General features: G+C 48.7%; 19 protein-coding genes. 18 read left to right on the plus strand and 1 reads right to left on the minus strand.

The features are described 5' to 3' along the window. Window position 1: 1 nt before the first annotated feature. The gene (locus ACE3MZ_RS07520) at window positions 2-4,645 is read right to left on the minus strand and encodes a DUF5057 domain-containing protein (protein WP_411345834.1); all 4,644 of its coding nucleotides are present in this window, start codon (window positions 4,643-4,645) and stop codon (window positions 2-4) included. Between the two features lie 247 nt (window positions 4,646-4,892). Here ACE3MZ_RS07520 and ACE3MZ_RS07525 point away from each other — a divergent pair, with 247 nt between their 5' ends. The 18 genes from ACE3MZ_RS07525 to nrdR all read left to right on the plus strand — a co-directional run bounded on the left by ACE3MZ_RS07525 (window position 4,893) and on the right by nrdR (window position 25,158). Continuing rightward, window positions 4,893-6,557 carry a GspE/PulE family protein gene (locus tag ACE3MZ_RS07525; protein WP_411345835.1) on the plus strand — a complete coding sequence of 555 codons (1,665 nt, stop codon included), beginning with the start codon at window positions 4,893-4,895 and terminating at the stop codon, window positions 6,555-6,557. A gap of 81 nt (window positions 6,558-6,638) precedes the next feature. Beyond that, window positions 6,639-7,688 carry a type IV pilus twitching motility protein PilT gene (locus ACE3MZ_RS07530; protein WP_411345836.1) on the plus strand — a complete coding sequence of 350 codons (1,050 nt, stop codon included), beginning with the start codon at window positions 6,639-6,641 and terminating at the stop codon, window positions 7,686-7,688. Further along, the gene (locus ACE3MZ_RS07535; RefSeq protein ID WP_411345837.1) at window positions 7,688-8,893 is read left to right on the plus strand and encodes a type II secretion system F family protein; all 1,206 of its coding nucleotides are present in this window, start codon (window positions 7,688-7,690) and stop codon (window positions 8,891-8,893) included. The genes ACE3MZ_RS07530 and ACE3MZ_RS07535 overlap by 1 nt, the downstream gene beginning before the upstream one ends. A 59-nt stretch (window positions 8,894-8,952) precedes the next feature. Next, a complete protein-coding gene (locus ACE3MZ_RS07540) occupies window positions 8,953-9,417 on the plus strand; it encodes a type II secretion system protein (RefSeq protein ID WP_411345838.1) in 465 nt (154 codons plus the stop codon). A gap of 128 nt (window positions 9,418-9,545) precedes the next feature. Next, entirely contained in the window at window positions 9,546-10,301 is a 756-nt protein-coding gene (locus ACE3MZ_RS07545; protein ID WP_411345839.1) for a prepilin peptidase, read from the plus strand. 16 nt (window positions 10,302-10,317) lie between these two features. Then, window positions 10,318-12,000, plus strand: a complete 1,683-nt coding sequence (pilM, locus tag ACE3MZ_RS07550) for a pilus assembly protein PilM (protein WP_411345840.1) — start codon at window positions 10,318-10,320, stop codon at window positions 11,998-12,000. After that, window positions 11,984-12,553 (plus strand): type 4a pilus biogenesis protein PilO, encoded by a 570-nt coding sequence (gene pilO / locus ACE3MZ_RS07555; RefSeq protein WP_411345841.1) that lies wholly within the window; start codon window positions 11,984-11,986, stop codon window positions 12,551-12,553. The genes pilM and pilO overlap by 17 nt, the downstream gene beginning before the upstream one ends. Window positions 12,554-12,797: 244 nt before the next feature. Next, window positions 12,798-13,793: a bile acid:sodium symporter family protein gene (locus ACE3MZ_RS07560; protein ID WP_411345842.1), complete on the plus strand. Its 996-nt coding sequence runs from the start codon at window positions 12,798-12,800 to the stop codon at window positions 13,791-13,793. Window positions 13,794-13,802: 9 nt separating this feature from the next. Further along, the gene (pnpS, locus tag ACE3MZ_RS07565) at window positions 13,803-15,620 is read left to right on the plus strand and encodes a two-component system histidine kinase PnpS (protein ID WP_411346726.1); all 1,818 of its coding nucleotides are present in this window, start codon (window positions 13,803-13,805) and stop codon (window positions 15,618-15,620) included. A gap of 205 nt (window positions 15,621-15,825) precedes the next feature. Beyond that, complete coding sequence (locus ACE3MZ_RS07570) at window positions 15,826-16,557, plus strand: response regulator transcription factor (RefSeq protein WP_411345843.1); 732 nt, start codon at window positions 15,826-15,828, stop codon at window positions 16,555-16,557. 126 nt (window positions 16,558-16,683) lie between these two features. Beyond that, a complete protein-coding gene (locus tag ACE3MZ_RS07575) occupies window positions 16,684-17,871 on the plus strand; it encodes a methyl-accepting chemotaxis protein (protein ID WP_411345844.1) in 1,188 nt (395 codons plus the stop codon). 98 nt (window positions 17,872-17,969) lie between these two features. Further along, the gene (gene pstB, locus ACE3MZ_RS07580) at window positions 17,970-18,755 is read left to right on the plus strand and encodes a phosphate ABC transporter ATP-binding protein PstB (RefSeq protein WP_411345845.1); all 786 of its coding nucleotides are present in this window, start codon (window positions 17,970-17,972) and stop codon (window positions 18,753-18,755) included. 58 nt (window positions 18,756-18,813) lie between these two features. After that, window positions 18,814-19,473 (plus strand): phosphate signaling complex protein PhoU, encoded by a 660-nt coding sequence (gene phoU / locus ACE3MZ_RS07585; protein ID WP_411345846.1) that lies wholly within the window; start codon window positions 18,814-18,816, stop codon window positions 19,471-19,473. 176 nt (window positions 19,474-19,649) lie between these two features. Next, on the plus strand, window positions 19,650-22,340 hold the full coding sequence (polA, locus tag ACE3MZ_RS07590) for a DNA polymerase I (protein ID WP_411345847.1): 2,691 nt from the start codon (window positions 19,650-19,652) through the stop codon (window positions 22,338-22,340). Between the two features lie 58 nt (window positions 22,341-22,398). Further along, window positions 22,399-23,244 carry a DNA-formamidopyrimidine glycosylase gene (gene mutM, locus ACE3MZ_RS07595; RefSeq protein WP_411345848.1) on the plus strand — a complete coding sequence of 282 codons (846 nt, stop codon included), beginning with the start codon at window positions 22,399-22,401 and terminating at the stop codon, window positions 23,242-23,244. A gap of 9 nt (window positions 23,245-23,253) precedes the next feature. Further along, window positions 23,254-23,847 carry a dephospho-CoA kinase gene (gene coaE, locus ACE3MZ_RS07600; RefSeq protein ID WP_411345849.1) on the plus strand — a complete coding sequence of 198 codons (594 nt, stop codon included), beginning with the start codon at window positions 23,254-23,256 and terminating at the stop codon, window positions 23,845-23,847. Continuing rightward, on the plus strand, window positions 23,847-24,422 hold the full coding sequence (locus ACE3MZ_RS07605) for a lytic transglycosylase domain-containing protein (protein ID WP_411346727.1): 576 nt from the start codon (window positions 23,847-23,849) through the stop codon (window positions 24,420-24,422). The genes coaE and ACE3MZ_RS07605 overlap by 1 nt, the downstream gene beginning before the upstream one ends. A gap of 190 nt (window positions 24,423-24,612) precedes the next feature. Continuing rightward, window positions 24,613-25,158, plus strand: a complete 546-nt coding sequence (gene nrdR, locus ACE3MZ_RS07610) for a transcriptional regulator NrdR (protein ID WP_411345850.1) — start codon at window positions 24,613-24,615, stop codon at window positions 25,156-25,158. Window positions 25,159-25,290: the final 132 nt, after the last annotated feature.

The raw sequence follows: 25,290 nt of genomic DNA on the forward strand, positions 1-25,290 counted from the left end.
ATTAGTAGCGATTGCCATCCTGACTTGGACCGCTGCTTTCGCTCGTATCCGAAATAGTGACGGTCGTGGATGCGCTGATGCTTGGATAATTGGTATAGGTTGCTGTAATGGTAGCTGTTCCTTTTTTACGTGGTGTCAATTGACCTGTACTCGTATTGAGCGTAACGAGATCTTTGTTACTGGTGCTGAAGACGACATTCTTCCAAATATCCGCCGCCAGCTGTGCATCGGGATCTTGATTGAAGACCAGATCTTGTTTGAGATTGTAGGCGGTTAGATTACCGACCTTCAGATTGTTACGAGCCGTTTGTCCACTGGTCAGGAAGTTCAGACTGATCGGATCAATCGTGATCGTTTTTGATATATTGTTTTTTCCATCATCAGCTTCAATTGTAACCTCACCCGGAACGAGAGCGCCCAAAACCAATTTTGACGAATTTGTATCAGGCATACGTTTCAATTTGCCACTTGGATCGGAAATGGTCCAAGTAACGATGGGAACAGTACTTGAAGCCAGCTTAGCTGACAGTGTAATCACTTGTCCCATTTGTACAGTATCTGGTCCATTTAAAATTAATTGATCAGAAATCACTATAGTATGCGTAGTAACTTTACCACCGCCTTCAACGGTAATAGTGACAGTACCTGGTTTCATTGGTTTCAATGTAGCAGTATCGACAGTCCCAGCATTCAATGTTGCTACTCCATCTGCACTAGTCATAGACCATTTGAATTCAGTAGGTGTTAACTCAATTGGATCAGCAGTAACTTTAACCTTCAAATCAATGGAGTCACCACCAGCAATAGCGACTGTATCACCAGTTATCTTTAAGTCCAATGTACCATAAATTTGAATCGGCAGCTCAGCAGTATATGTTCTACCACTGGTTGCTGTAACAATGGCAACTAGGGTGACTGTACCTGGTGAGCTACCACGCACGATGACACTCCACGGATCAGTCGAATTGGCTGTTAACGTCGCTTTACTATCACTACTATCCTTGAACGACCATTTCACTTTTGCTGTTTGATCGACAGGGTTCAGAATGGCAATGTATTTACTTTGATCATTTACTTTTAATTTAGAAACTCCGGTAATGGTAAGACCCGGCTGAGTCACTGTAATTGTAGCGGTATAACTAATATTGCTGCCATCTGTTGTCGTCAGAGTAACATGCGCTGTACCCGGACTGATTGCCGTTGCCAGTGAGGTTTCACCAGATGCGGTCACAGTAAGCACCGATGGATTATCGGAAGTCCATTTTAATACTTTATTACTGGCATCTATAGGTGTAACAACGGGAATCAAGACCTCTTGAGCATTAACAAATAGTTCACGATCAGCCAACTTCACAGAAGTGATTTTGACCGAGGATTGGAATATAACATCAGGGAATACGACTTTCGTTTTATCACCAGTGCTGCTATCCGGTAAAGCAACATTACCGGCAAACAGTGGCAATGAAGCGCCCGTGCCGCTGCCTTTTAATGAAGCACCGATCAATGTACCTTGAATACTACCCCCAAAGGTAACAGCTGCCTGCGGAGCGAGAATAGTACCTTTCACGCCCATGCTTCCGATCGTTAGTGTTGTTGCTTGTTTGAAGTTAAACATAACTTGCCCTGGATCAAGAGTGTTGCCATTCTCATCCTTGATCGTAAGACCGCCACTCATGGATACACTAGTGCCACTAATATTAACGATAGCAGTTGATGTTTTTGGCACGGTAATGTTAAGTGAGTTGGTACTACTGATTGCGGTACCAGATACATTGAATACATTCAATGACTTATCAGTACCAGTCAGATTGACCGTACCCCAAGTTTCGACTTTGGTCGTCCCATTGGCAGTTAATGCTGCCAACTGCGTCGACGTGTTAATCAATTTGGTAAACGTAGTATCGAAAGCAATCGGTTTGCCTTGAGTAGCGGTATAGCTCTTATATTGAGGCGCCGTTAATGTACCTCCATATACAGCAATCCCGTTCAGCACTGAACCGCCCCCAACACTCAAATTACCGCCTGCGATTAGAACGGGTGTCGTGCTGGACGTATTGGTCAGCTTGCTACCGACACTAAACCCGCCGTTTAGTGTAATGTTGCCGCCGCCAGCCATTTTACCTTCGCTGGAAAAGCCGGAAGAGTCCATCTGGATATTACCTTTGATGAAGAAGTTATAGTTACCAGCAGAACCAAGTACATTCGTGCCGTGAATATCATAATATTGCAAATTGGCGTTAAGCAGACTATAGGCGCCTTTGGCTGTTGGTGTAACGACCAGCTGGAACTTGACCGGATCGGCTTTGTCCGGTGTATATGCCTGTACGCCATTCGTCGTTGTCAAACTGTAGGCGATGTCTGCATATGGCATAGTCAGCGTATAGCCAGTAGCTACAGTGCCAGTGACTACCATACCTGTAGGGAGAGAAGAACGATCAATTTCCAGATTGGCAGGCAATGTCTCTGTATACTGAATGCCGGAAACTGCCATATGAGCAAATCCTTGCTCTTCACTGCTAACCGAGCTGTATGCAATCGTCTGTGGAGTGATCGAATATTGCAAAGTCACTGGTTTGCCGCGCTCAGCTGTATTGGTTGTTGCATCTACACCAGACACAATTTTGCGTTCGGTCAGCAGATTTGCTTTTGCCGGATCGATCGTCAGATTGACTGTTTTGGTTGTAATCGCGCCCTGCTTGTCACGGGCGGTAATTTCGATTTGTAGTGCGCCGCCCTGTGGCAGCGGGTTCGTAAAGGTCTGGCTGATCGTTTGCCCGGATACGACTGTTTTCTCTGGGATTTCCAGATCGGTCAGATAGGCACCATTGGATTTGAATTTGACGCTTGTATACAGTGTCCGATCCTTCAGATCCCAGTCATTCGGTGTATAGCTCAGCACCAGATCGCGCAGATAGGATGGCTTGCTGCTGGCATCCTGCGGCGCTACCACCGTAATATCGGGCGCGTGATTGGCACCGATAAAGGCACGGTACATCGTATTGACGAACAGCTTTTGCTCCCATTCCGGGAATTGGGTATTCGTATGACCAGTACCGGAATAGGTGACATTGCCGTTGGAGTACGTATAGTAATGGTTCCAGCTATCCTGTACATCTCGATTGCTGCCAGTAATGTTATACCAGGACACGATATCCGGGTCTTCCAGATTCAATGTAAAGTACTGATCATGCGTCGTATTAATCTGACCGACACTACCAGAAGTCGGTTTGGCAGTGAGATCAAACGGATAGGTCGTTAGCAGACCGGTATTGACAACCTGTGTCGTGGTGGACGCATTCACCGAGTTCAGACCGATATTCGTTTTCGGTGCAATCTGCCCGGACAACGCTTGGAAATTGTCGATCCACGGCTTCGTTTTCGCTGCGCGTGTCCCCGATGTTGATTCAAAAATCGTATCATGCGTAAACATGACTGCTTGTCCAGAATTGATAAAATCTTTGATTGCTTGAATCGAATTGTCCGTCAATGGTGCATAGATGTTGTACTCGTCACGGAAACCGAAGATCAGCATATCATACGTGCCGTTCAAGCTTTTATAAGCCGTTGTATTGAAATCAGTCATTTGAATCGCTTTAATATTAAGCTGATAATCGGTGCCGCCCAGATAGCTTTGCACCATATTGGATGTGTTGAGCAGACTGCTGTTTGTATTGTCCGTTGGCATCACCTGAAGTACACGGACAACGGTTTTCTCATCCTGATACCGGATGACGCCATTCGTATAGTTGGACAGGGCGCTACCGGACTGGGTATTAACGATTTCCAGTTTCCAGTACAGCAAACCCGAATAAGCTTTGGGCAAAGTATACGTCAGACTGCCATCGGAGCTGCTGAGCGAAGCGCTGGCAACCAGATTGTCGCTGTTCGTTTGCAGTACTTTATCGACGCTCAGATACAGATTGGCATGAACATTATCAGATGAGTAGCTAGAGATATTGTCAGTTGTGAAGGTGAATTTTAGCTGATCGCCCAATTTGTAAATGTTCGCTTTGTTCGTACTATAGTCAATCGGCAAGCTGCTAATGGTCATCTGTGGTCGCTGGGTCATCAGCTTGTACAGACTGGAGCTGGTGCTCTTGATCTGCGTTACAACAGAAGGCAACGTCGTATCGTTTACAAACGTTACATTGCTCACTTTACCAGCAGTCGTGCTGTATTTGGCAAATGTGCTGTATAGAATGCGCTGGTCGGCAGCCACTTTGGTCGTATTTGCAGTCTGGCTAAGAATAGACTCATGCAAAATAACCGGCAATCCTTTGCCAATATAGTTGTTGACGATATCGTCCGCTTTCAGATGCGTAATATCGTTCATAATGCCAGCGGTGTTATGATCTTGTCCGTTCACACCGGCGGTACTATACGTTCCTTTACCGATATAGATCGCATCATACTTGCCGCTCAAATCCTCGCGTAGAGCAACAAATTGCTTCATCCGCATCGTGGTCACAGTCACGTTGGATGTCCCTTGCAGCTGAGTGCTCAGCGCAAAATCCCCGTTATCGTTGATCTCCAAAATTTTGATCGAATACGGGGTAGATGCTCCTGCCATCATATGGAATAGCGGAATGCTGACCAAGCATAGTAGCGCGGCAAGCAGGATGATTTTTACTTTTTTAAGCTTCATTGGCGGGCGCCTCCAGCAATTTTAATTCAGCTGTAATCTTTGATATCTCAGATTCCGATACATAGAGTACGTACTTAATTATATATCGGCTTACACCGCCGATTTATGAACGACAAATAACCTAATTTCGGCAAAAAAATGAAGTAGATTCAACATTTCCATCTACTATACATTTCAATCTGATTCTGCCGATAATGGTACTATAATATCCGAATTCTTCCATTTTATGCTGGAGATGAATAACGACATGAAGATTATGAAAAAAAAGCTGGGAGACTTGTTATACGAGAACGGTCTGATCTCTCAGGAGCAATTGAATCAAGCACTGGAAGAACAGCGAAGCTCCAAACGTAAATTGGGCGATGTATTGCTGGCGCAAGGGTATATTACCGAGCAGCAACTGATCGAGGTATTGGAGTTTCAGTTGGGGATTCCGCACGTCAATCTGTTCAAATATCAGATTGATTCTGCGGTCACGCAGATTATTCCAGAAAGTATGGCGAAGCGCTATCAGGTGTTGCCGTTTATGAAAGAAGGCAGCAAGCTATTCGTGGCGATGGCGGATCCGCTGGACTATTTTGCAATCGAAGATTTGCGTATGAGTACAGGATTCCGTATTGAACCGGCGATTTCCAGCCGGGATGAGTTGCAGCGCGCGATTGCCCATTACTATGGTCTGCGCGATTCGATGAGTCAGATGATGGGGGAATTGCCAACAACCGAGGAGATCGAGGAAACAGAGATTACCGATGAATCCTCGCCAGTTGTAAGGCTCGTTAATCAGATGATCCAGCAGGCGGCGCATCTGCGTGCTTCCGATATTCATATCGATCCGAATGAGAATGATGTCGTAATTCGCTACCGGATCGACGGACAGCTGCGCACCGAACGTCATCTGCCCAAGCAGATGCAAGGCTTCATTACCGCCCGTTTAAAAATTATGGCAAAGCTGAACATCGCGGAACGCCGGTTGCCACAGGATGGACGGATCAAATTACAAGTTGATCTGAAAATGATCGATATTCGGGTCTCGTCCTTACCAACCATGCACGGTGAGAAGATCGTTATGCGTTTGCTGGATCTGAGTACAGGTGTGAAGCCGATTGATCAGCTTGGTTTCAATTCCCATAATGCAGCGGCTTTTCGTGAAATGATTGAGCAGCCGTATGGCATCTTGCTCATTACTGGACCGACTGGTAGCGGGAAGACGACTACGCTGTATTCGGCGCTAAATGTGCTGAATGTAGAAACGTCCAACATCATTACCGTTGAAGACCCGGTGGAGTACCAGTTGGAGGGAGTCAACCAGGTACAGGTGAATCCGGGGATTGGACTGAGCTTTGCATCCGGTTTGCGTTCGATTCTGCGTCAAGATCCGAACATCATCATGGTGGGGGAAATCCGGGATAACGAAACAGCCGAAATTGCGATTCGTGCATCATTAACCGGTCACTTGGTGTTGTCTACCCTGCATACGAATGATGCTGTTAGTACCGTCATGCGTTTGCAAGATATGGGCGTGGAATCGTATCTGATCGCTTCATCCCTACTTGGAATCGTGTCTCAGCGTCTTGTACGCCGAGTATGCCCGGATTGTCGTCAGCATTATGAGCCAACAGAACAAGAAGCGGTATTGCTGCAAAGTCGCGGGATTCCGATTGATCGTTTACAGCGCGGCAAAGGCTGTGGTAACTGTAACCATACCGGCTATCGTGGACGGGTGGCGATTCATGAAGTGTTGAAGATCGATCAGCAATTGCGCGAGATCATTTCTCAGGGTGCATCACTGGAAACGATTCGTAATGCCGCTCGGGAACAACAGATGATCACGCTGATGGAAGATGGCTTGCGCAAAGTGGGAGAAGGCGTAACAACCTTGCAAGAAGTGATGCGTGAAACGGTATCCTACTAAATGTAAATAACCGTCCTATCGTGGCTGATGTCATAGGCAATATCGTGGCAGGAGCCGGCAAGAGACAGGGGGAATGAAGTAATGAATGATATACACCCGGATATCCGACAGATGCTGACCGATATGGTTCGATTGGGCGCTTCCGATTTGCATTTGTCCGCCGGTTCTCCGCCGATTATGCGTGTAAATGGAAAGCTGGATGCCCGCTCCAATGAACCGCTAACGAGCGAGCAGATTGGACAGATGGCGCTGCAACTGCTTGGCGATGAGCGATATGCCCATTTTCAACAAAAGGGCGATATTGACTTCTCGTACGCAGTAGAGAATAGCGCACGCTATCGGATTAATATTTTCCGGCAAAAGGGAGCGGTTAGCGTCGCCGCCCGCCGCATTACGAATGAGATTCCAACGCTAGAGCAGTTGGGATTGCCGCCGCTGTTAAAAGGTCTGACTGAGCGTCATCAAGGATTGATCCTCGTGACCGGACCGACAGGCAGCGGCAAATCGTCCACATTGGCGGCGATGATCGGTTACATCAACAATCGTCAAGCCAGGCATATCGTAACGCTGGAAGATCCGATTGAGTATGTGCACAGCCACAAGCGTTCGCTGATCAATCAACGGGAAGTAGGTAATGATACGGCGACCTTTGCAAGCGGAATTCGCTCGGCGCTTCGTCAGGACCCGGATGTGCTGCTCGTCGGTGAGATGCGCGATCTGGAGACGATCTCCGCCGCTGTTACCGCCGCCGAAACTGGTCACTTGGTGCTAGCTACGCTGCATACGAGTGATGCGCCGCAGACAGTGGATCGGATCATTGATGTGTTTCCTGCCCATCAGCAGGGACAGATTCGGATTCAGCTGGCAGCCGTATTGACCGCTATCGTCTCGCAGCGGCTATTGCCAACGCTAGATGGAATGGGACGCGCATGTGCGACTGAGATTCTGATCAACACACCGGCAATCGCCAACCTGATTCGTACCGAGAAGACGCACCAGATTCGCAGCATGATGCAAACCGGCAAACAGCAGGGCATGCACACGCTAGAGATGAGCATTCGCGATCTGATGCAGTATGGCAAGATTGATCCTGCAATCGGTCGTCTGTACTTGCCGGAGGTGAGTGTCTGATGAAGCAATTTCAATATCAGGTTCGCACCGTTAATGGCAAGGAATTAAAAGGTACGCTGAGCGCGTCCGACAAAACGGCTGCACTAGAAGAATTACGTCGCCGCGGATTGACTGTATTTTCACTAGAAGAAAAGCGTATTACGCTGCTGACGAAGGATATTTATATTGGTAATCCGGTCAAAACGATTGATTTTATCGTCTATTGTCGCCAGTTTGCTACTTTGATCAAAGCAGGCGTAACGATTCTGGATGCAACCCGTATTCTGGCGGAGCAGACGGAGAGCAAGATTTTGCGCAAAGCATTGCAAGATGTGCACTCCCGTCTGATGCGCGGGGTGTCGCTATCGCAGGCAGTTCAGGATCAGCAAAAGATTTTCCCACGATTGTTTATTAGCATGATTCGCGCAGGCGAAGAATCTGGTGATCTGGAGAATACGCTGGAACGACTTGCCGTTTATTTTGAAAAGCGGCATGTCACCAAGGAAAAGATCAAATCTGCTCTTGCTTATCCAGTCACCGTTGGCATTCTGGCGGTAGCGGTCACGATCTATCTGCTGTGGGCGATTGTACCGCAGTTTGTCGATATGTTCGCTTCGATGAATGCCAAGCTGCCGACGATCACTATCGTCGTCCTAGCACTCAGTAAAAGTATCCAGCATCAATGGTACATCTGGGCGCTCGTTCTGCTGCTGCTCATTATCGGATTTGTCATGATGAAGCGTTCAGAAAAAGGCGCTTACTGGATCGATTATGCCAAGCTGAAAATGCCGGTGTTCGGCATGCTGAATCAGAAAGGCTCGATCGCCCAGTTTGCTCGCACGTTCTCGTCGCTGTATGCCAGTTCCGTACCGGTATTGCAGTCGCTCTCTATCGTGACAGAGGTGGCAGGCAATCGTGTCATTGAGCGATATCTGAATGAAGCTAGTGAATCGCTGCGCAAAGGACAACCATTGTCCGATCCGCTCAAAAAAGCATGGGTCTTCCCGCCGATGGTCACACAGATGATCGCGATTGGCGAAGAAACCGGTGCACTGGATCAGATGCTTGCCAAAGTCGCTGACTTTTACGAGATGGACGTAGAAAATACCGTTGACCGTCTCAAATCACTCATTGAACCGCTGTTAATCGTCTTTCTGGCAGCCGTCGTTGGCGTTATCGTTGCAGCTATTATGCTGCCGATGTTCAGCCTCTATAACTCGCTATAATCGTTCAACCGATTATATATATGCACTACCACTTAAATTCATCCATTGGGGGAAAAACAATGTTAACTACAAACTTGAAAGCATTTGGTAAAAAAGGATTCAAAGCACTGGGTAAAGACGAAAAAGGCTTCACACTGATCGAGCTCTTGGCGGTTATCGTTATCCTCGGTATTATCGCAGTAATTGCAGTTCCATTGATCGGTAATATTATCAATAAATCAAGAACAGATGCCGATGTGAACACAGCTTCCCAAGTGTACAATGCCGCTCGTATGTATGTTATCAATCAAAATAATGGTGATTTTACAAATCAAAGTGTAACAGTTACACAAATGCAAACTGGTAACTTCCTGGATGCTACGCTGGTATTACCAAGCACGAAAAAAACCTTGAATGGTACGGATTCAAAAGTTACTTTTGATAAAGATGGGAAATTGGTTAATGTAATTCTTAAAGATTCAGGCACCTCGAATACAACGTATACAGCTGCTGAAGTGTTGGCGGCAGCGAAAGCTTCTTCTTAATTTAAAGTTCTAATCATAACCATTCGATTTTAAAACAAATCATCAACTCACCTACTCACCTACAGGAACCGGAACACAACTCCGGTTCCTGTTTACATTCTGCAACAGGAAAGTGAACGTGAACCGCAATGACAATACTGATCGGAATCTATATGCTCATACTCGGTATGGTACTGGGATCTTTTTATAACGTGGTCGCTTTGCGTGTTCCGGCAGGCGAGTCGGTCATTCATCCGCCTTCGCGCTGTCCGCACTGCGGCACACGGCTGACAGGTGCTGATATGGTGCCAGTATTCAGCTACATCTGGAGTCGGGGGCACTGCCGTCACTGTCAGGCACCGGTATCGATGCTGTATCCGGCGGGCGAAGCGCTGACGGGGCTATTGTTTCTATGGATGTATCTGGCATATGGCTGGAGCATGCAAATGGTGATCGGGCTGGTGCTGATCAGCCTATCGGTAATCATCACAATAGCCGATATACATGTTATGAAGATTCCGAACCGGATTTTGCTATTCTTTTTGCCGGTTGTGGTAGTACTGGTATTGCTGTTCCCGTTCACATCGTTATGGAGTCATCTCGCAGGCGGGATTGGCGGCGGATTGATCTTACTGATCGCTGCGCTTGCCAGCCGCGGCGGTATGGGCATGGGCGATATCAAATTATTCGCATTGTATGGCTGGGTGCTGGGTTTGTCGAGTATGCTGGTCGCCTTGTTTGCAGGTTGTCTGCTCGGCTTGATCGTCGGACTTCTTCTGCGCGCGATCGGTAAACATGGCAAGCAGCAGCCGATTCCATTTGGTCCATTTCTGGCAGCCGGTACACTGATCGCTTACGTATACGGACCATCCATTATCAGCGGGTATCTCTCGCTGTTCGCATAGGAGGAAAGCATCGCATATGCTTCAATTCAAATCATCGACACATGCAGGTCTCTCGATTGAGCAAACCGGTATTCGCTATGTTTCCCTGAAAAAGAAAAAGCAATGGGAGCTGGAGCAGAAGCGCTTTTTGCCATTGCCTGCCGGTGTCATCGTCGAAAATCAGATCGAAGATGCAGACACACTAGGACAGTTGCTACAAGGGTGGGTGACCAAGGAAGGGCTGAAAAATAAATCCGTTTCCCTGTCCATTCCGCCATCCCGTATTCTCGTGCGCACGATGAGCATTCCGGTTTCTTCGGTGAAACAGGCGGCACAACTGGTGCAGCTGGAAGTAGAAACGGGGATGCATTTGCCGTTTGAAGACCCGGTATACGATTATATCGTAACGAGTACGGATGCAGACGAAGCACATCTGCTCGTGTTTGCCGCGCCTAGTCAGATGGTCAAGGACTATGTGCAATTGTTCGAAAATGCTGGTATGCGCATTGCCTCTGTAGAGATTGCTACGACCTCATTGTCACGCGCTGTGATGATGGAACAGGATCTACAATTTACCGAAACGATGCTGCTGCAAATTAACGGTCGCGTACTCGATATGTATATGTTCCGCTCGGGCTATCCTGTATTTATGCGGACGATTACACTCGCATTGCCGGAAAATGAATATTACAGCGAAGAGGAAAATCGTCAGTTAACCGAGGAAAGTCTGGGCGATATTACATCCGAGATTTTGCGGATGCTGAACTTTTACCAGTATAGTCTGCATGACGGTTCGGTACGGATCGAGAATATCGTCGTTACCGGTTCTGACCGCGAGCGTACCTTGCTGGAAATGGGCTTGACCGATGCACTCACCGATCTGACATTATCCAATGTGAACTTTCAATCTGGTAACGGTGCATTTCGTAGCGATGCCGAACTAAATGATTATCGGATGGCGGTCGGTGCGGCGCTGAGTCATGAAGGGCAGCAAACGATTAATTTGTTACCACGTACCGAACGTCGCAAGCAGCAGAGTTCCTATGTACTTGTTGGTGCGGCGGCGGTCTGGGTGCTGCTGATGGGTTTGACGTTGTTCGGTTATTTTGACTATCATGCGCGTATTGATGCGCAAGAGCAGCAAATTCAGCAGCTGACTGACGATAATACGACCGCACAACTCGAATTGAACAAGCTGAACGGCAATGGCGCAAGCGGTGGCACTAGTGCGCAGGCGATTATGAATGCTGTCATCCAGTATAAAATGGATGTCGTTAACGTACTTGGTCAACTTCGCAGTGCATTGCCTGCTGGTGGCGCGATGCGCAATATTGCCTTTGACCGCAGCAGCGATATCCAGTTGACGGTCAATGTACGTACGCTAGCAGACGCATCGGCGTATTTGATCAAATTGCGCGGTATGGGTTTTGCCAATGGGGTGGATATTAATACCGCATCCCGCGACAATACCGCAGGCGCTACTTCTACCAGTGTCGTGCCGCTGCAACTATATTCTGTCGTGTATACAATCCATTTACAAAATCCTACTACCGCGCAGAGCAGCACCGTAGCAGGGCAAACGGGTACGACAACATCTGGTACATCATCAACATCGGCGCCAAGTACATCCACAACTTCAATCACTACACCAACATCCCAGCAGGAAACGACAACTACAACCACGACCGAAACGGAGGGCACCAATGGAACAGCTAACTAAATCACGTCCTGCTATGCTGCTCGGTCTGTCTCTACTGTTTCTGATCCTGCTGGCTGTCTATATGCTCGGTGTTCGACCGCTAAGCGAACGATCTGCCGAGTATGACCAGAATATTGCGCAGATGCAGGAAGAGAATACTCTGTTGCAGCAAAAGGTCATCGAATTGAAAAGTAATGCCGCAAGTGAAGAAACGGTCACACAAGCCGTTCCATCTGCTGATCAGAGCGAACAATTGCTGCTATCTCTGCAACAAGTTGGACAAAAAAGTAATGCTCGCCTGACCGACATTGCCTTTGCAACCAAAAATGCAGCTACCGATACCACTGCCACATCTCCCGATGCGCAATCTCTACAAATCCCGGGCGGACAGCTGCAAATGAGCGCCCAAGTTGAAGGCGGCTATACCGAAATCAAAAACTGGCTACGTGAAGTACAGAAACTTCCGCGCCTCATCACCGTCGATTCATTCAGCTTTGACGAACCGTATCAAGCATCCAAAGCGACTCCATTCATTACAGCCAAAGTCGTCCTCACCGCTTACTACACGCAATAAAAAGCAGCTTGTTTCATATCCAAACATCTAGCCCATCGGAATCAACTCCGGTGGGCTAGTTTCATGATTTGCAGTTTTCATTAAAATGCACACGTTAAACTTTTATTGCCTATCGCTTATTTCCGCACATTTTCAGGTGAACAGGTATGTTATGATAATAGTTGTCAACACAACCGTTATAGATATGAATCGTCCTGAATTGCTTTAGAAACCTTGTGAAACGTAGATGTGGAGATGAAACTAGATGAGAGAATGGACAGACAACTTTACCCGAATATTCGAAAAATATATGTTTGCCATCATCCCCGGCACGCTGTTGATCGGCTTTTTGCTGTCGGATCAGTTGATTGATTATGCAGGCTGGATTCCGTATTTGTTTGCTTATGTTACCTTTGTGATGGGGATCGGCTGTGGTCGGCGGCATGTGCAGGGAGTACTGCGCAGACCGCTACCTGTCATTATTACATTGCTAGTGACGCATCTGGTTGCGCCGCTGTTTGCTTACGAATTGGGACAGCTGATGTTCGGACCAGATTCGCCGTATACGATCGGGCTGGTGCTGTTTACTGCTATTCCGCTTGGCGTATCGTCCGTATTGTGGGTCAGCATGTCGTCTGGCAATGTGGCGCTTGCGCTTGCGATGGTCATTGTCGATTCGGCAATTAGCCCATTTGTCGTACCCGGTTTGATTGAATTGTTTTTCGGCACAGGTGTGCACTTTGATACGCTCGGTATGATTCGCGATCTGATGTTGATTATCGTACTGCCAACAATGCTTGGCATGATCGTATATGAAGTGTCCGGTGGCAGATTTAAGCCGTGGTCGGCGCCGGTTACTTTGCCATTGTCCAAGCTGTGCTTTATCGGCGTCGTTCTGCTCAATGCAGCAGCGATTGCGCCGCAACTGCATGAACTGAAAGGCGATCTGCTAGTTGTTGTTCCGTCGGTCTTGATCATCGTGGCGCTTTGCTATGGACTCGGTTACGTCTGTTCTGGTATACTTCGCGCAAAAGGTCTTGAATTGCCCGCAACGCTTGCTTATGCGTCGGGGATGCGCAATATTTCGGTCGGCATGGTCATTGCGATGAGCTATTTTACCCCGCAAGCGGCTGTACCGGTAGTGCTTGGCATTATGCTGCAACAGCCGATGGCAACGCTGCAATATTCGATCTTTGTGCGTGTCGCCGCTTATCGCAGCAAACAGCGGCTCAAGGAAGCCAATTATATCAAAGGAGATTGAATGTTCCGCATGAAACCGTTCCGTATCCGCCTCACGCTGATCATTATGCTGCTGCTCGCCGTTCTCGGTTTGGCAGCTGCTTTTACGATGGCGCATATTTACAAAAGCTCGCATGAGCAAACATTGGAAGACAATATGCTACGCGAAATTCGGCTGCTGGAAACGACCTTTGACTTTCAAGCGGTCGGCACGGAAGGACAACCCGCCAATAGCATACTGGATTATTACACCCAGCAAGCACAACAGATTGGCAAGCTGACCGATTCCAGAGTGACTTTTATCGAGCTGGACGGTACCGTGATCGGCGATTCGGAAACGGATCCGCGCGGCATGAACAACCATAGCACGCGTGAGGAGATTGTGGCAGCCAAGCAAGACGGCGTTGGTAGCGCCATCCGGTACAGCAGCACACTCAAGGAAAATATGCTGTATGTCGCTGCACCGGTGAACAAAGGGGATACATTTAACGGGTATATTCGCCTGTCGATGAGCCTGACGGCGGTGGAAGATGGCGTGCGCAGTGCATGGACGATTATGGGCATTAGCTTGCTCGTGCTGTTCATTGTAGCGGCATTGGTCAGTTATTATGTTGCTGCCAGTCTGACGCGTCCGCTGGAGCATATTACTCGGGTCGCGAACCGAATTTCGCGATTGGATTATGGAGCGCGAGTCAAGCTAGAACGTCAGGATGAGATTGGCGAACTTGGCAAGGCGATCGATAACATGGCAGACAGTCTGGAGATGCAACTTAAAGTCATTCGCGATAATGAAGACCTGCTGCAAAGCGTACTCGCTAACATGACCGGTGGTATGGTTATGGTCGATGATGGCGGCAAAATCGCACTGGTGAATCGTTTTGCCGAGGAAATGCTAAGTATCAACTCCCGCCGTATGATCGGCAGACCGTATCATGAGCTGAAGCAGCATTATGAGCTGAGTCGTCTGCTTGGGGAAGGATTGCGGCGCAAGGAGCGCATTCATGATGAGCAAACATTGTACAATCCAGAGCCGCGTTTGATCGAGATTGACGGGGTGCCGATGTTCGAGGACGACGATGCGTATCGCGGGATGCTGTTTCTCATTCAGGATGTATCCAATATCCGTCGTCTGGAGCGGATGCGCAGCGAATTCGTCGCGAACGTATCGCATGAATTGAAAACGCCGATTGCTGCGGTCAAAGGCTTTGCCGAGACACTGCTCAGCGGCGGTGTCAATGACGAGCAGACGGCGCGGTCGTTTTTACAAATCATTTATGATGAGAGTGAGCGGCTGAATCGATTGATCGGTGACATTCTCGAATTGTCCAAAATCGAATCCAAGCGCTCGCCGCTGGAGTTTTCACCGATTCATCTGCAATCGTTTTTCGAGACGATTCGTGAGATGCTCAATTCATCGGCAGCGAAGAAGAAGATTACGATGGAGATGAATGTGCCAGAGGAGTTATTTATGGAGGCGGATGAAGATCGGCTGCGGCAGATTTTTGTGAATCTGATCTCCAATGCGATTAACTATACGCAGGATGGTGGCATGGTCAAGCTGGCTGTGCATGAAACGATGTCTGAGCGTGGTGAGGAACGTATCGTATTCGATGTGACCGACACCGGTATGGGCATTCCGCGTAAAGATCTGCCGCGTATTTTTGAACGCTTTTACCGAGTGGACAAGGCGCGCTCACGCAGTTCAGGTGGCACAGGACTGGGATTGTCCATCGTTAAGCATCTGGTCGAACTGCATCATGGGATAGTGACGGTGGAGAGTGAGGTTCATATTGGCTCTACCTTTACAGTGAATCTGCCACTGCTGCAAGGCGATGAGTACGATTTGTAATCTTGTGCAGACAATGTTTTCTAGAAATTGTAAAATGAATGTATGCTGCTGTGTTGTTTGACGCAGTAGCATGTTCATCTTGCGGAAGATATGTTGATGAATGTTGAACCGCGGGATTATCAAATTATTTTATTTTACACTCTGTTAACAAAATAGTGATATGCTGGTCACGGTGAATGAAATGTAAACCCGAGTGGAGGTTACCATGACGAAACGATTGCTGGTCATTGAAGATGAATCAACGTTGTCCCGGCTGTTATCCTACAACCTGACACAAGAAGGATACGAAGTAACGGTAGAGGATCACGGCAGTGCCGGTCTGGAACGTGCACAGAATGAATCGTTCGAGCTGATTCTGCTCGATCTGATGCTGCCAGGCATGTCGGGATTGGATATTTTGCGCAAGCTGAGAAGCTCCGGCATTCGTACGCCGGTTGTCATTTTAACAGCCAAAAATGCGGAAGAAGAAGTGGTAGAGGGTCTAAAAGCAGGAGCCGACGATTATATCACCAAGCCGTTTGGCGTGTCCGAGCTGCTTGCCCGTGTAGCTGCTGTTCTGCGGCGTGCAACGGGGCGCGAAGATCAGCCAATGGATGAAGATGTACAGGAAAGTCGCATTGAGCTGGGTGATCTGATGATCTACCCGGATAAATACGAGGTGGCGCTTGGTACTCAACAGATTACACTGCGTCCCAAAGAGTTTGAAGTATTGTTGTACCTTGCTCGCAAGCCCGGCGTCGTGATGACACGCGATGATCTGATGAATGCGGTCTGGGGCTTTGATTATATCGGCGGACAGCGTACGGTGGACGTTCACGTCAGTTCGCTGCGTAAAAAGTTAGAGCTGGACCCGGATTCGGTACATATCGATTCCATACGCGGTGTCGGCTACAAATTGGTCGTTCGCAAAAAAACAGGTGCTCCTCATTCCGGTTAACGGAGTGACGGGCATCTTTTTTTGCGGCAAATTACATAAGCATGCGGTAGTTCTGCATTTGATTTTACAATGATCCTTTAGTCTTGTAGATAAGAGTGCTACTAAAGAACTAAGGAGTGTATAACCTTGACTAGCCCCGCCCTAAAAGAACGCCGGCCTCAACCAGCCGCTTCATCATTAGAGACGGATACCTATACAGCAATCCCAGCTAATTCGCAGCCATCTTCCCAATCTATACAGCCAGAAACCGAACGCCCGGAATTGCAATTGCGTCACTATCTGCTCACCGTACCCGGCATCCCGAAAACGGAACATTGTGGCGATACGCTGCAACGCTTTCGCAACGATCAGCAGATGCCGTGTGTTGCCGTATGCGATGAACACAATATCCCTCTGGCACTGGTGATGCGGGAACAGTTTTATCGCCGTATGGCAAGTCGATTTGCTAGTGAATTGTATTATGCGCGTCCAACAAGTCGCTTCAGCCAGCCGGAGCCGCTCATTATGCAGATTAGCGATGATCCAGCAGTCGTTGTCGATGCGGCACTAGCACGTCAAGGCGAAGCTTTTTATGAATGTGTGCTGTTGACTGATCAAGGCAAGCTCGTCGGCGTAATTACGATTCGCGATCTAATGGAGCTGTCACGACATTTGCAGGCACGCTCTGAGCAGCAGCGTGTGCGATCACTGCAGCAATCCGGCGGCTTTGTACAGCAGATTGCCGAAGCGGTTCAGACAGTTAGCGGCGCTGCTCGTCAGACATCACAGCAATTGCTATCCATCAAAGAGCGCACGATCAGTGGTCATCAGCAGCTACATGAAGCAAGTCACAGCTTCCAACAGGCACAGCGGCTCGTCAATCACCAGCGTGTACAGGCAGAGCAAATGCTGGAGCAGACCGTTCAAGCACGGAAAGTCGTCGATGATGTAGCAGAGCTTGCCGGGCAAAGTAGTATGCTCGCTCTCAATGCATCTATTGAAGCGGCGCGCGCAATGCAGGCAGGACGCGGCTTTGCCGTTGTAGCATCCGAGATGAGATTGTTGTCGGAACGCATTACGGCGATGTCATCGGATATCGGACGACTGCTGGGCAATCTGAACGGTATGATCGGTCAATCTGCTGAATCCAGCCAGACGGCGGAGCGTACGATGGATGACAGCATGAACCGTATTCAACAGGCGGATCAGTTGTTTGCAGAGATGGCATCTTCGGCGGACGCGGCAACCGAGCAGGCAGAGCAATTGCGGAATACGGCGGGGACAGCGAGCCGATTGACGATGCTGGTCATGCAGGAATTAGAGCGACAAGCTTGATTGTAATTTTTACATTGCCTTTACAATTCAAAAGTTCTCGGTTTACAAATATCCCGTATGATTTATAGATGCTGGCATCCACAGGGATGTCGATAGGTATGAATAGAGAATTAGGGGAGTGTGACCTTGTGTCAGACATTATTCGCATCGAACAATTGAACTTGTACTATGAGAAGCATCATGCTCTTAAAAATATTGCATTGAATATTAAAGAAAAAGCAGTCACTGCCTTTATCGGTCCATCCGGTTGTGGGAAGTCGACGCTGCTGCGCACGTTGAACCGGATGAACGATATGATCCCCGGTACACGCATTGAAGGCAAAGTAGAAATTGCCGGTTCTGACATTTATGGAGACGATGTGGAAGTAGAAAGTCTGCGTCAGCAGGTCGGTATGGTATTCCAGCAGCCGAATCCATTTCCAAAATCGATTTATGAGAATGTCGCCTACGGTCCGCGTCTGCACGGCGTCAAATCCAAAGCCGAGCTGGACAATATTGTAGAGCGCAGTCTGCGCCAATCCGCATTGTGGGAAGAAGTGAAGGATTACCTCAAGAAATCCGCCTTCAGTCTATCAGGCGGTCAACAGCAACGTCTTTGTATCGCCCGTGCGATTGCCGGTCAGCCCGATATTCTGCTGATGGATGAAGCGACGTCCGCGCTGGACCCGATCTCCACGCTCAAGATTGAGGAGCTGACGCAGGATTTGAAAAAGGAGTATACGATTGTGATGGTGACGCACAATATGCACCAGGCAGCACGTATTTCCGATCAGACCGCCTTTTTCCTGAACGGTGAAGTGGTGGAGTCAACCGATACGACAGAGATGTTCTCCAATCCGACGGATTCGCGTACAGAGGATTACATTTCCGGGCGTTTCGGCTAATACCTGCCACCCGGCAACTGCCAGTGGACATTTGAACAAGTTAATAGGAGGATCATGTATGCCCAACCGGAAAGGATTTGACGACAGCCTGTACGAACTCCGCGATCTACTCACAGCAATGGGTGATCATGTAGTCGACGCATTGCAGGAAGCGGTGCAATCATTGCAAAACAAAAACATCACGCAGGCGAAGCAGGTCGTGGATAACGATTACCGTCTGAATGAACTGGAAGAAAAGGTTATGGATATCGGCTCGCGCCTGATCGTTACGCAGCAGCCGGTAGCGAAGGATTTGCGCCGTATTATCGTCGCATTCAAAATCTCCAGCGATCTGGAGCGCATGGGCGATCTGGCACTGGATGTAGCCAAAGTTACGCTGCGACTGCAAGGTGCCGAGCTGATCAAACCGCTCAAGGATATTCCGCAAATGGCGGACATTGTTGTCCAGATGACGCAGGATTCGATTCGCTCGTATCTGGATGAAAATACCGATCTGGCGCACAAAGTCGGCGTCGATGATGATCAGGTGGATCATCTGTATAGCGGTATGATCCGCGAACTGCATGAGCATATGAAGGATAACGGAGCAGATGGTCCGCAGGTCATGCTGCTGAATCTGACTGGACGATACATTGAGCGTATCGCCGACCATGCAACCAATATCGCCGAGAGCGTCGTGTACCTCGTCACCGGCAAGCGTCCCGATCTGAATAGTTAGAGACTCATGATGAATGAACTGCATAACAGCCTGTTTCTTCCGCAAGCACCGGACAAGTTTCCGGTGCTTTTGTTTTGGAACGGAAGCCCTTGTGGTATCATAGAAGAGAGAGATTGGTGACGACTTTTCAGTCATGGAATACCATCCCGGTGTACGTGTCGACTACAGGAGGAACTATGGAAAAATTCATGTTAATAGATGGAAATAGTATCATTTACCGCGCCTTTTTCGCGATGCAGCAGCCGATGACGACTTCATCCGGTATGCACACGAATGCGGTGTATGGATTTACAAATATGCTGTTGCGCTTATTGGAAGAAGAGCAGCCGACCCATGTGATGGTCGCCTTTGACGCGGGCAAGATTACTTTTCGTCATAGCAGCTATGAAGACTACAAAGGCGGACGCCAAAAGACACCGCCAGAGCTATCCGAGCAGTTCCCGTTGCTCAAAGATTTGCTGACTGCGTTCGGCATTTCCCATTATCAGCTGGAAGGCTACGAAGCCGACGATATTATCGGCACATTGTCTCTTCAAGCTGAGCAAAAAGGCTGCAATGTGCTGATCATTAGCGGTGATAAGGATATGCTACAGCTTGCATCAGAGCATGTGAAGATTGCTTTAACTCGCAAAGGCGTCAGCGAAATTGAGCCATATGGTCCTGCTGAAGTGCAGGAGCGCTACGGCTTGACCCCTGCCCAGATTATCGATCTAAAAGGTCTGATGGGCGATGCGTCCGATAATATTCCTGGTATCCCTGGTGTCGGTGAGAAGACCGCGCTCAAGCTGCTACACCAGTTTGGTACCGTTGAAGAAGTACTGAACAATACCGATCAGCTAAAAGGCAAAATGAAGGAAAAAGTCGAAACTCATGCGGACGATGCGCGTCTGAGCAAGGAGCTGGCGACTATTTTCCGTGAAGTGCCGTTTGAAGCAGGTTGGGATAGTATGCAATACAACGGTATTCAGGCAGCAACCGCCGTGTCCGCTCTGCAAAAGCTGGAATTCAAATCGATTCTGCAACGTCTGAATCTGAATGATGTCGCTGCTCACCCGGATGCTACGCTGGATGATCTCGATCTGGACAGTATGGAAGTGATTCAGGCACCGGAATTACATGTCGTTATCATCGACGAGAATAACACCGCTGAACTGGAGCAGGTGTTGGATACAGTAGACGTTGTGCATGTCGAGAGTCATGGCGACAATCCGCATCATGCGGAGCTAGTCGGCATTTTATTTGCTACGCCGGACAATTATTACTTCCTGACCCCAGACACATTGAAAAGTGAAGCTGCTGCTGCAATTCGCACATGGCTTGCCGATAGCTCCATTTCCAAAAATGGTCACGATCTGCATCGCGCCGATCTGGTGCTGTACTGGGACGATATCGCATTTGCCGGAGCATCGTTCGATATTCAGATTGCTGCCTATCTGCTCGATCCGACCGAATCTGGTCAAAGTCTGAGCGCACTGGCGGGCAAATACGGTCTGCCGCTGCTCGCGGACGATGAGCATGTATTCGGCAAAGGTGCCAAGTACAAAGTGCCAGAGCAGGATGTGCTGAGTCATCATATGGCACTCAAAGCGCATACGATTCGTCAGCTTGTGCCTTTGCAGCGTGAACAGCTAGAGCAGAACGAGATGACTCCGCTGTTCAACGATCTAGAGATGCCGTTATCCCGTATTCTCGCGGATATGGAAAAGCAGGGCGTTGCTGTGAATACAGACGAGCTGCGTGCGCTAGGTAAGGAATTTGAGCAGAAGATTAGCCAGCTCGTATCGCAAATTTACGAAATGGCAGGCACCGAGTTCAACTTGAATTCGCCGAAGCAACTGGGCGAGATTCTATTTGATCGTCTCGGTCTGCCTGTGAAAAAGAAAACCAAAACTGGCTATTCCACCAGTGCAGATGTATTGGAGGAACTGGCGCCGTATCACGATATTGTGCAGTACATCTTGATCTACCGTCAGATTGCGAAGCTGCAATCGACGTATGTGGAAGGTCTGCTGAAGGAGATTCATCCCAAATCCGGCAAAGTGCATACGTACTTCCGCCAGACGATTACAGCAACCGGACGACTGTCCAGCCAATATCCAAATTTGCAAAATATCCCGATCCGCCTCGAAGAAGGACGCAAGCTGCGCAAAGTATTCGTGCCTTCGCAGCAGGGATGGTCTATTCTGGCAGCCGATTATTCGCAGATTGAGCTGCGTGTACTGGCAGACATTTCGAATGATCCGGGGTTGAAAGATGCGTTTGTCCACGATATGGATATTCATACGAAGACCGCGATGGACGTATTCGGCGTGAGCGAGGATGAAGTGGACGGCAATATGCGCCGTTCTGCGAAGGCGGTCAACTTCGGAATCGTATACGGCATTAGCGATTATGGATTGTCGCAAAATCTGGGAATTACGCGCAAAGAAGCAAGTGAATTTATCAATCAATACTTTGACGTATTTGGCGGTGTCCGCCAGTATATGGACGATATTGTCGGCGAAGCGAAGAAGAACGGCTACGTCAAAACGATGCTGGAACGTCGTCGCTACTTGCCAGAGATTCGGTCATCTAACTTCAATCTGCGCTCCTTTGCTGAGCGTACTGCGATGAATACACCGATTCAAGGAACTGCTGCCGATATTATCAAGCTGGCGATGGTGCATATGGATCGTGCCTTGACCGAGCAAGGGCTGAACAGCCGGATGCTGCTACAGGTGCATGATGAATTGGTATTCGAAGTGCCAGCCGATGAATTGGAGCAAATGAAAACACTGGTGCCACAGGTGATGAAGGATGCGCTCAAGCTAAGCGTACCGCTCAAAGCAGACGTTAGCTATGGCGCTAACTGGTACGAAGCCAAATAAGATGATTCGCATGTACAGGATCGTCATAACTATAGTGATAAAGGAAAGGTGAACACTTATGCCGGAATTGCCGGAAGTAGAAACTGTCAGACGCACACTAAACACACTGATCCCCGGCAAACAGATTGAACGGGTAACCGTCTCCCTGCCGCGTATTGTCCAGCGACCGGATGATCCGCAGCAATTTGCATTGGAATTGCAGGGACATACGATTGAGACTGTAGAACGTCGTGGTAAATTTTTGCGTATCATTATGGATGGACTAGTTATGGTTTCCCATTTGCGGATGGAAGGGCGTTACGGTGTCTATCCTCAGGACGAACCTGTGGAAAAGCATACGCATGTCATTTTCCATTTTACTGATGGAACAGAGCTGCGTTACAAGGATGTACGCCAATTCGGAACGATGCACCTGTTCAAAACGGGTGAGGATATGGAGTCCAAGCCACTCATGCAGCTGGGCAAAGAGCCGCTTGACCCGGACTTTACCACTGAGCAGTTTATCCAGATTATGGGCAAACGTAAAACGATGATCAAGCCGGTGCTGCTCAATCAGGCGTATGTTGTCGGAATCGGCAATATCTATGTCGATGAAGCACTGTTCCGCGCCGGTATCCACCCGGAAAGTATTGCGGGTAACCTGAACGAGGAGCAGCTGATCCGACTGCATGAAGCGATTGTATCGACATTGAACGATGCGGTTGCCGCAGGCGGCTCTTCGATCAAATCGTATGTGAACGGACAGGGCGAAATGGGGATGTTCCAGCACAGTCTGCGGATCTACGGACGCAAGGCGCAACCTTGTCATGAATGTGGAACATTGATTGAGAAAACCGTTGTTGGTGGCAGAGGCACGCATTATTGCCCAGTATGCCAGCCGTTGCCGACACGTGTGAATAGTTGAGGTGAAGCCATGAATATAGGGTTAACCGGAGGAATCGCCACTGGCAAAAGCTCGGTGGCGTCATGGCTCGTACAGCAAGGGGCGGCGCTAGTCGATGCGGATCAGATCGCGCGCGAAGTGATGATGCCCGGACATCCAGTGCTTCAGCAGGTGAGTCAGCGTTTTGGCGCAGAGATGTTACTGGCTGACGGGACGCTGGATCGCAAACGTCTGGGTGCACATATTTTCGCACATCCTGAGGAACGGCAAGCATTGGAAGGCATTACCCATCCAGCGATTCGGGAGTTAATTTACAGTCGGGTTGCACAACTGGAAGCACAGAATCCGCAGCGTCTAGTAATCGCGGATATCCCGCTACTGTATGAATCCAAGGGTGCATATACATTTGAAGACATTATGGTCGTCTACGTACCGCGAGAGGTGCAGCTACAGCGATTGATGCAGCGGGATACGCTGGATGCAGAACAAGCGGCGCTGCGACTGGCGGCACAGATGGATATTGAACAGAAAAAGCAGCTTGCTGATATCGTGATTGACAACAGCGGTACTTGGCAGCAGACAGAGGCGCAGCTACAACAGTTCTGGAATGGCAAGGCATTATGATGAGCAAGCTCAAAACTATGCTGATCCGCAAGCGTGTACTGCTGCCCTTGTTCGTCATCGTATTATTGCTGGTGCTGTTCAACACACGCTGGATGGGACTGGTATATCCAATTCAATATAAGGATGAGATTCGTGCCCATGCTGCGGCGTATCAGGTCGATCCCTTTCTGATCGCGTCAATCATTCGGGTTGAAACGAATTACCAGCCTAGTATGGAATCGAAGAAGGGAGCGCTCGGTCTGATGCAGCTCATGCCTGACACTGCCAAATGGGCGATGGAAAAGGCACATCTGAGCGATGTGACACTGGATTCAGTCAAGCATGATGTGGATCCGAATATCGAGCTAGGCACATGGTATATCAACAACCTGATGCAGCAGTTCGGCGGTAACAAGATCGCGGTCATCGCCGCGTATAATGCCGGACCCGGCAACGTCAAAAGCTGGATCAAATCCGGCAAATGGGACGGTACGCTGGAAGATGCCAAAGATATTCCTTACGGCGAAACGAGACATTACGTCCAGCGTGTATTATATTATTATAAGCAATATACAAAGCTGTATGATGAGTTCTAAGTCAGAGTATGAGATTTGACGATCCTCATTGGATCAGTGTTCCCAAAATCAATGCAGCAGACGAACGATAGATGCAGCATACGCAGCCCACAACAGGCATCCACAAACCAACACAAAACTGTACAAGTATCATGACACGCAATCCAACAAGCCAAAGAAGCATTTGTGATGAAAGGAAGGTGACACAGCGGTGAAATGCCCCTACTGTGGTCACAATGGCACCAAGGTGCTGGATTCCCGCCCGGCAAACGACAACAAGTCGATTCGTCGGAGACGGGAATGCGAAAGCTGTAGCCGCCGGTTTACCACGTTTGAGATGGTGGAAGTGACCCCTCTGATCGTGATCAAAAAAGACGGCAGCCGTGAAGAGTTCAGTCGAGACAAGCTGCTGCGCGGTCTGATCCGCGCCTGCGAGAAGCGTCCCGTATCGGTAGATCAGCTGGATGCAATCGTATCCGAAGTCGAGAAGAGTCTGTACGCTACTGCGCTCGCAGAAGTGGAAAGTCGCGCTGTCGGCGAACTGGTGATGGAACAGCTGTATCCGGTCGATGAAGTAGCATACGTGCGCTTTGCCTCGGTATACCGCCAGTTCAAGGACATCAACATGTTTATGAAAGAATTGCAAGGCTTGCTGAGCGATGAACCAAAGAGCGACAAGAAGCCGATCCGCAAGCACGAATCGAATTCTTCGGCATCCGAAACACGTCGAGATATGGAAGATATCGAACGGGACTGATCATTGTATCATTCATCAGGACAATAGCAACAAAAAAGCATCGCTGTCACGAATCTCATGTGAGAATTCGTGCAGTGATGCTTTTTTATGATGCTTTTTTTATGATGCTTTTTGTTGATTTATGATTGTAGT

This window comes from Paenibacillus sp. WLX1005 (genome assembly GCF_046603685.1).
Lineage (GTDB): Bacteria > Bacillota > Bacilli > Paenibacillales > Paenibacillaceae > Saccharibacillus.

Bases quoted from the DNA above. Each gene is read 5' to 3' on its own strand.
- ACE3MZ_RS07520 (WP_411345834.1), bottom strand. From the start codon at position 4,645: ATGAAGCTTAAAAAAGTAAAAATCATCCTGCTTGCCGCGCTACTATGC.
- ACE3MZ_RS07525 (WP_411345835.1), top strand. From the start codon at position 4,893: ATGAAGATTATGAAAAAAAAGCTGGGAGACTTGTTATACGAGAACGGT.
- ACE3MZ_RS07530 (WP_411345836.1), top strand. From the start codon at position 6,639: ATGAATGATATACACCCGGATATCCGACAGATGCTGACCGATATGGTT.
- ACE3MZ_RS07535 (WP_411345837.1), top strand. From the start codon at position 7,688: ATGAAGCAATTTCAATATCAGGTTCGCACCGTTAATGGCAAGGAATTA.
- ACE3MZ_RS07540 (WP_411345838.1), top strand. From the start codon at position 8,953: ATGTTAACTACAAACTTGAAAGCATTTGGTAAAAAAGGATTCAAAGCA.
- ACE3MZ_RS07545 (WP_411345839.1), top strand. From the start codon at position 9,546: ATGACAATACTGATCGGAATCTATATGCTCATACTCGGTATGGTACTG.
- pilM (WP_411345840.1), top strand. From the start codon at position 10,318: ATGCTTCAATTCAAATCATCGACACATGCAGGTCTCTCGATTGAGCAA.
- pilO (WP_411345841.1), top strand. From the start codon at position 11,984: ATGGAACAGCTAACTAAATCACGTCCTGCTATGCTGCTCGGTCTGTCT.
- ACE3MZ_RS07560 (WP_411345842.1), top strand. From the start codon at position 12,798: ATGAGAGAATGGACAGACAACTTTACCCGAATATTCGAAAAATATATG.
- pnpS (WP_411346726.1), top strand. From the start codon at position 13,803: ATGAAACCGTTCCGTATCCGCCTCACGCTGATCATTATGCTGCTGCTC.
- ACE3MZ_RS07570 (WP_411345843.1), top strand. From the start codon at position 15,826: ATGACGAAACGATTGCTGGTCATTGAAGATGAATCAACGTTGTCCCGG.
- pstB (WP_411345845.1), top strand. From the start codon at position 17,970: ATGAATAGAGAATTAGGGGAGTGTGACCTTGTGTCAGACATTATTCGC.
- phoU (WP_411345846.1), top strand. From the start codon at position 18,814: ATGCCCAACCGGAAAGGATTTGACGACAGCCTGTACGAACTCCGCGAT.
- polA (WP_411345847.1), top strand. From the start codon at position 19,650: ATGGAAAAATTCATGTTAATAGATGGAAATAGTATCATTTACCGCGCC.
- mutM (WP_411345848.1), top strand. From the start codon at position 22,399: ATGCCGGAATTGCCGGAAGTAGAAACTGTCAGACGCACACTAAACACA.
- coaE (WP_411345849.1), top strand. From the start codon at position 23,254: ATGAATATAGGGTTAACCGGAGGAATCGCCACTGGCAAAAGCTCGGTG.
- ACE3MZ_RS07605 (WP_411346727.1), top strand. From the start codon at position 23,847: ATGAGCAAGCTCAAAACTATGCTGATCCGCAAGCGTGTACTGCTGCCC.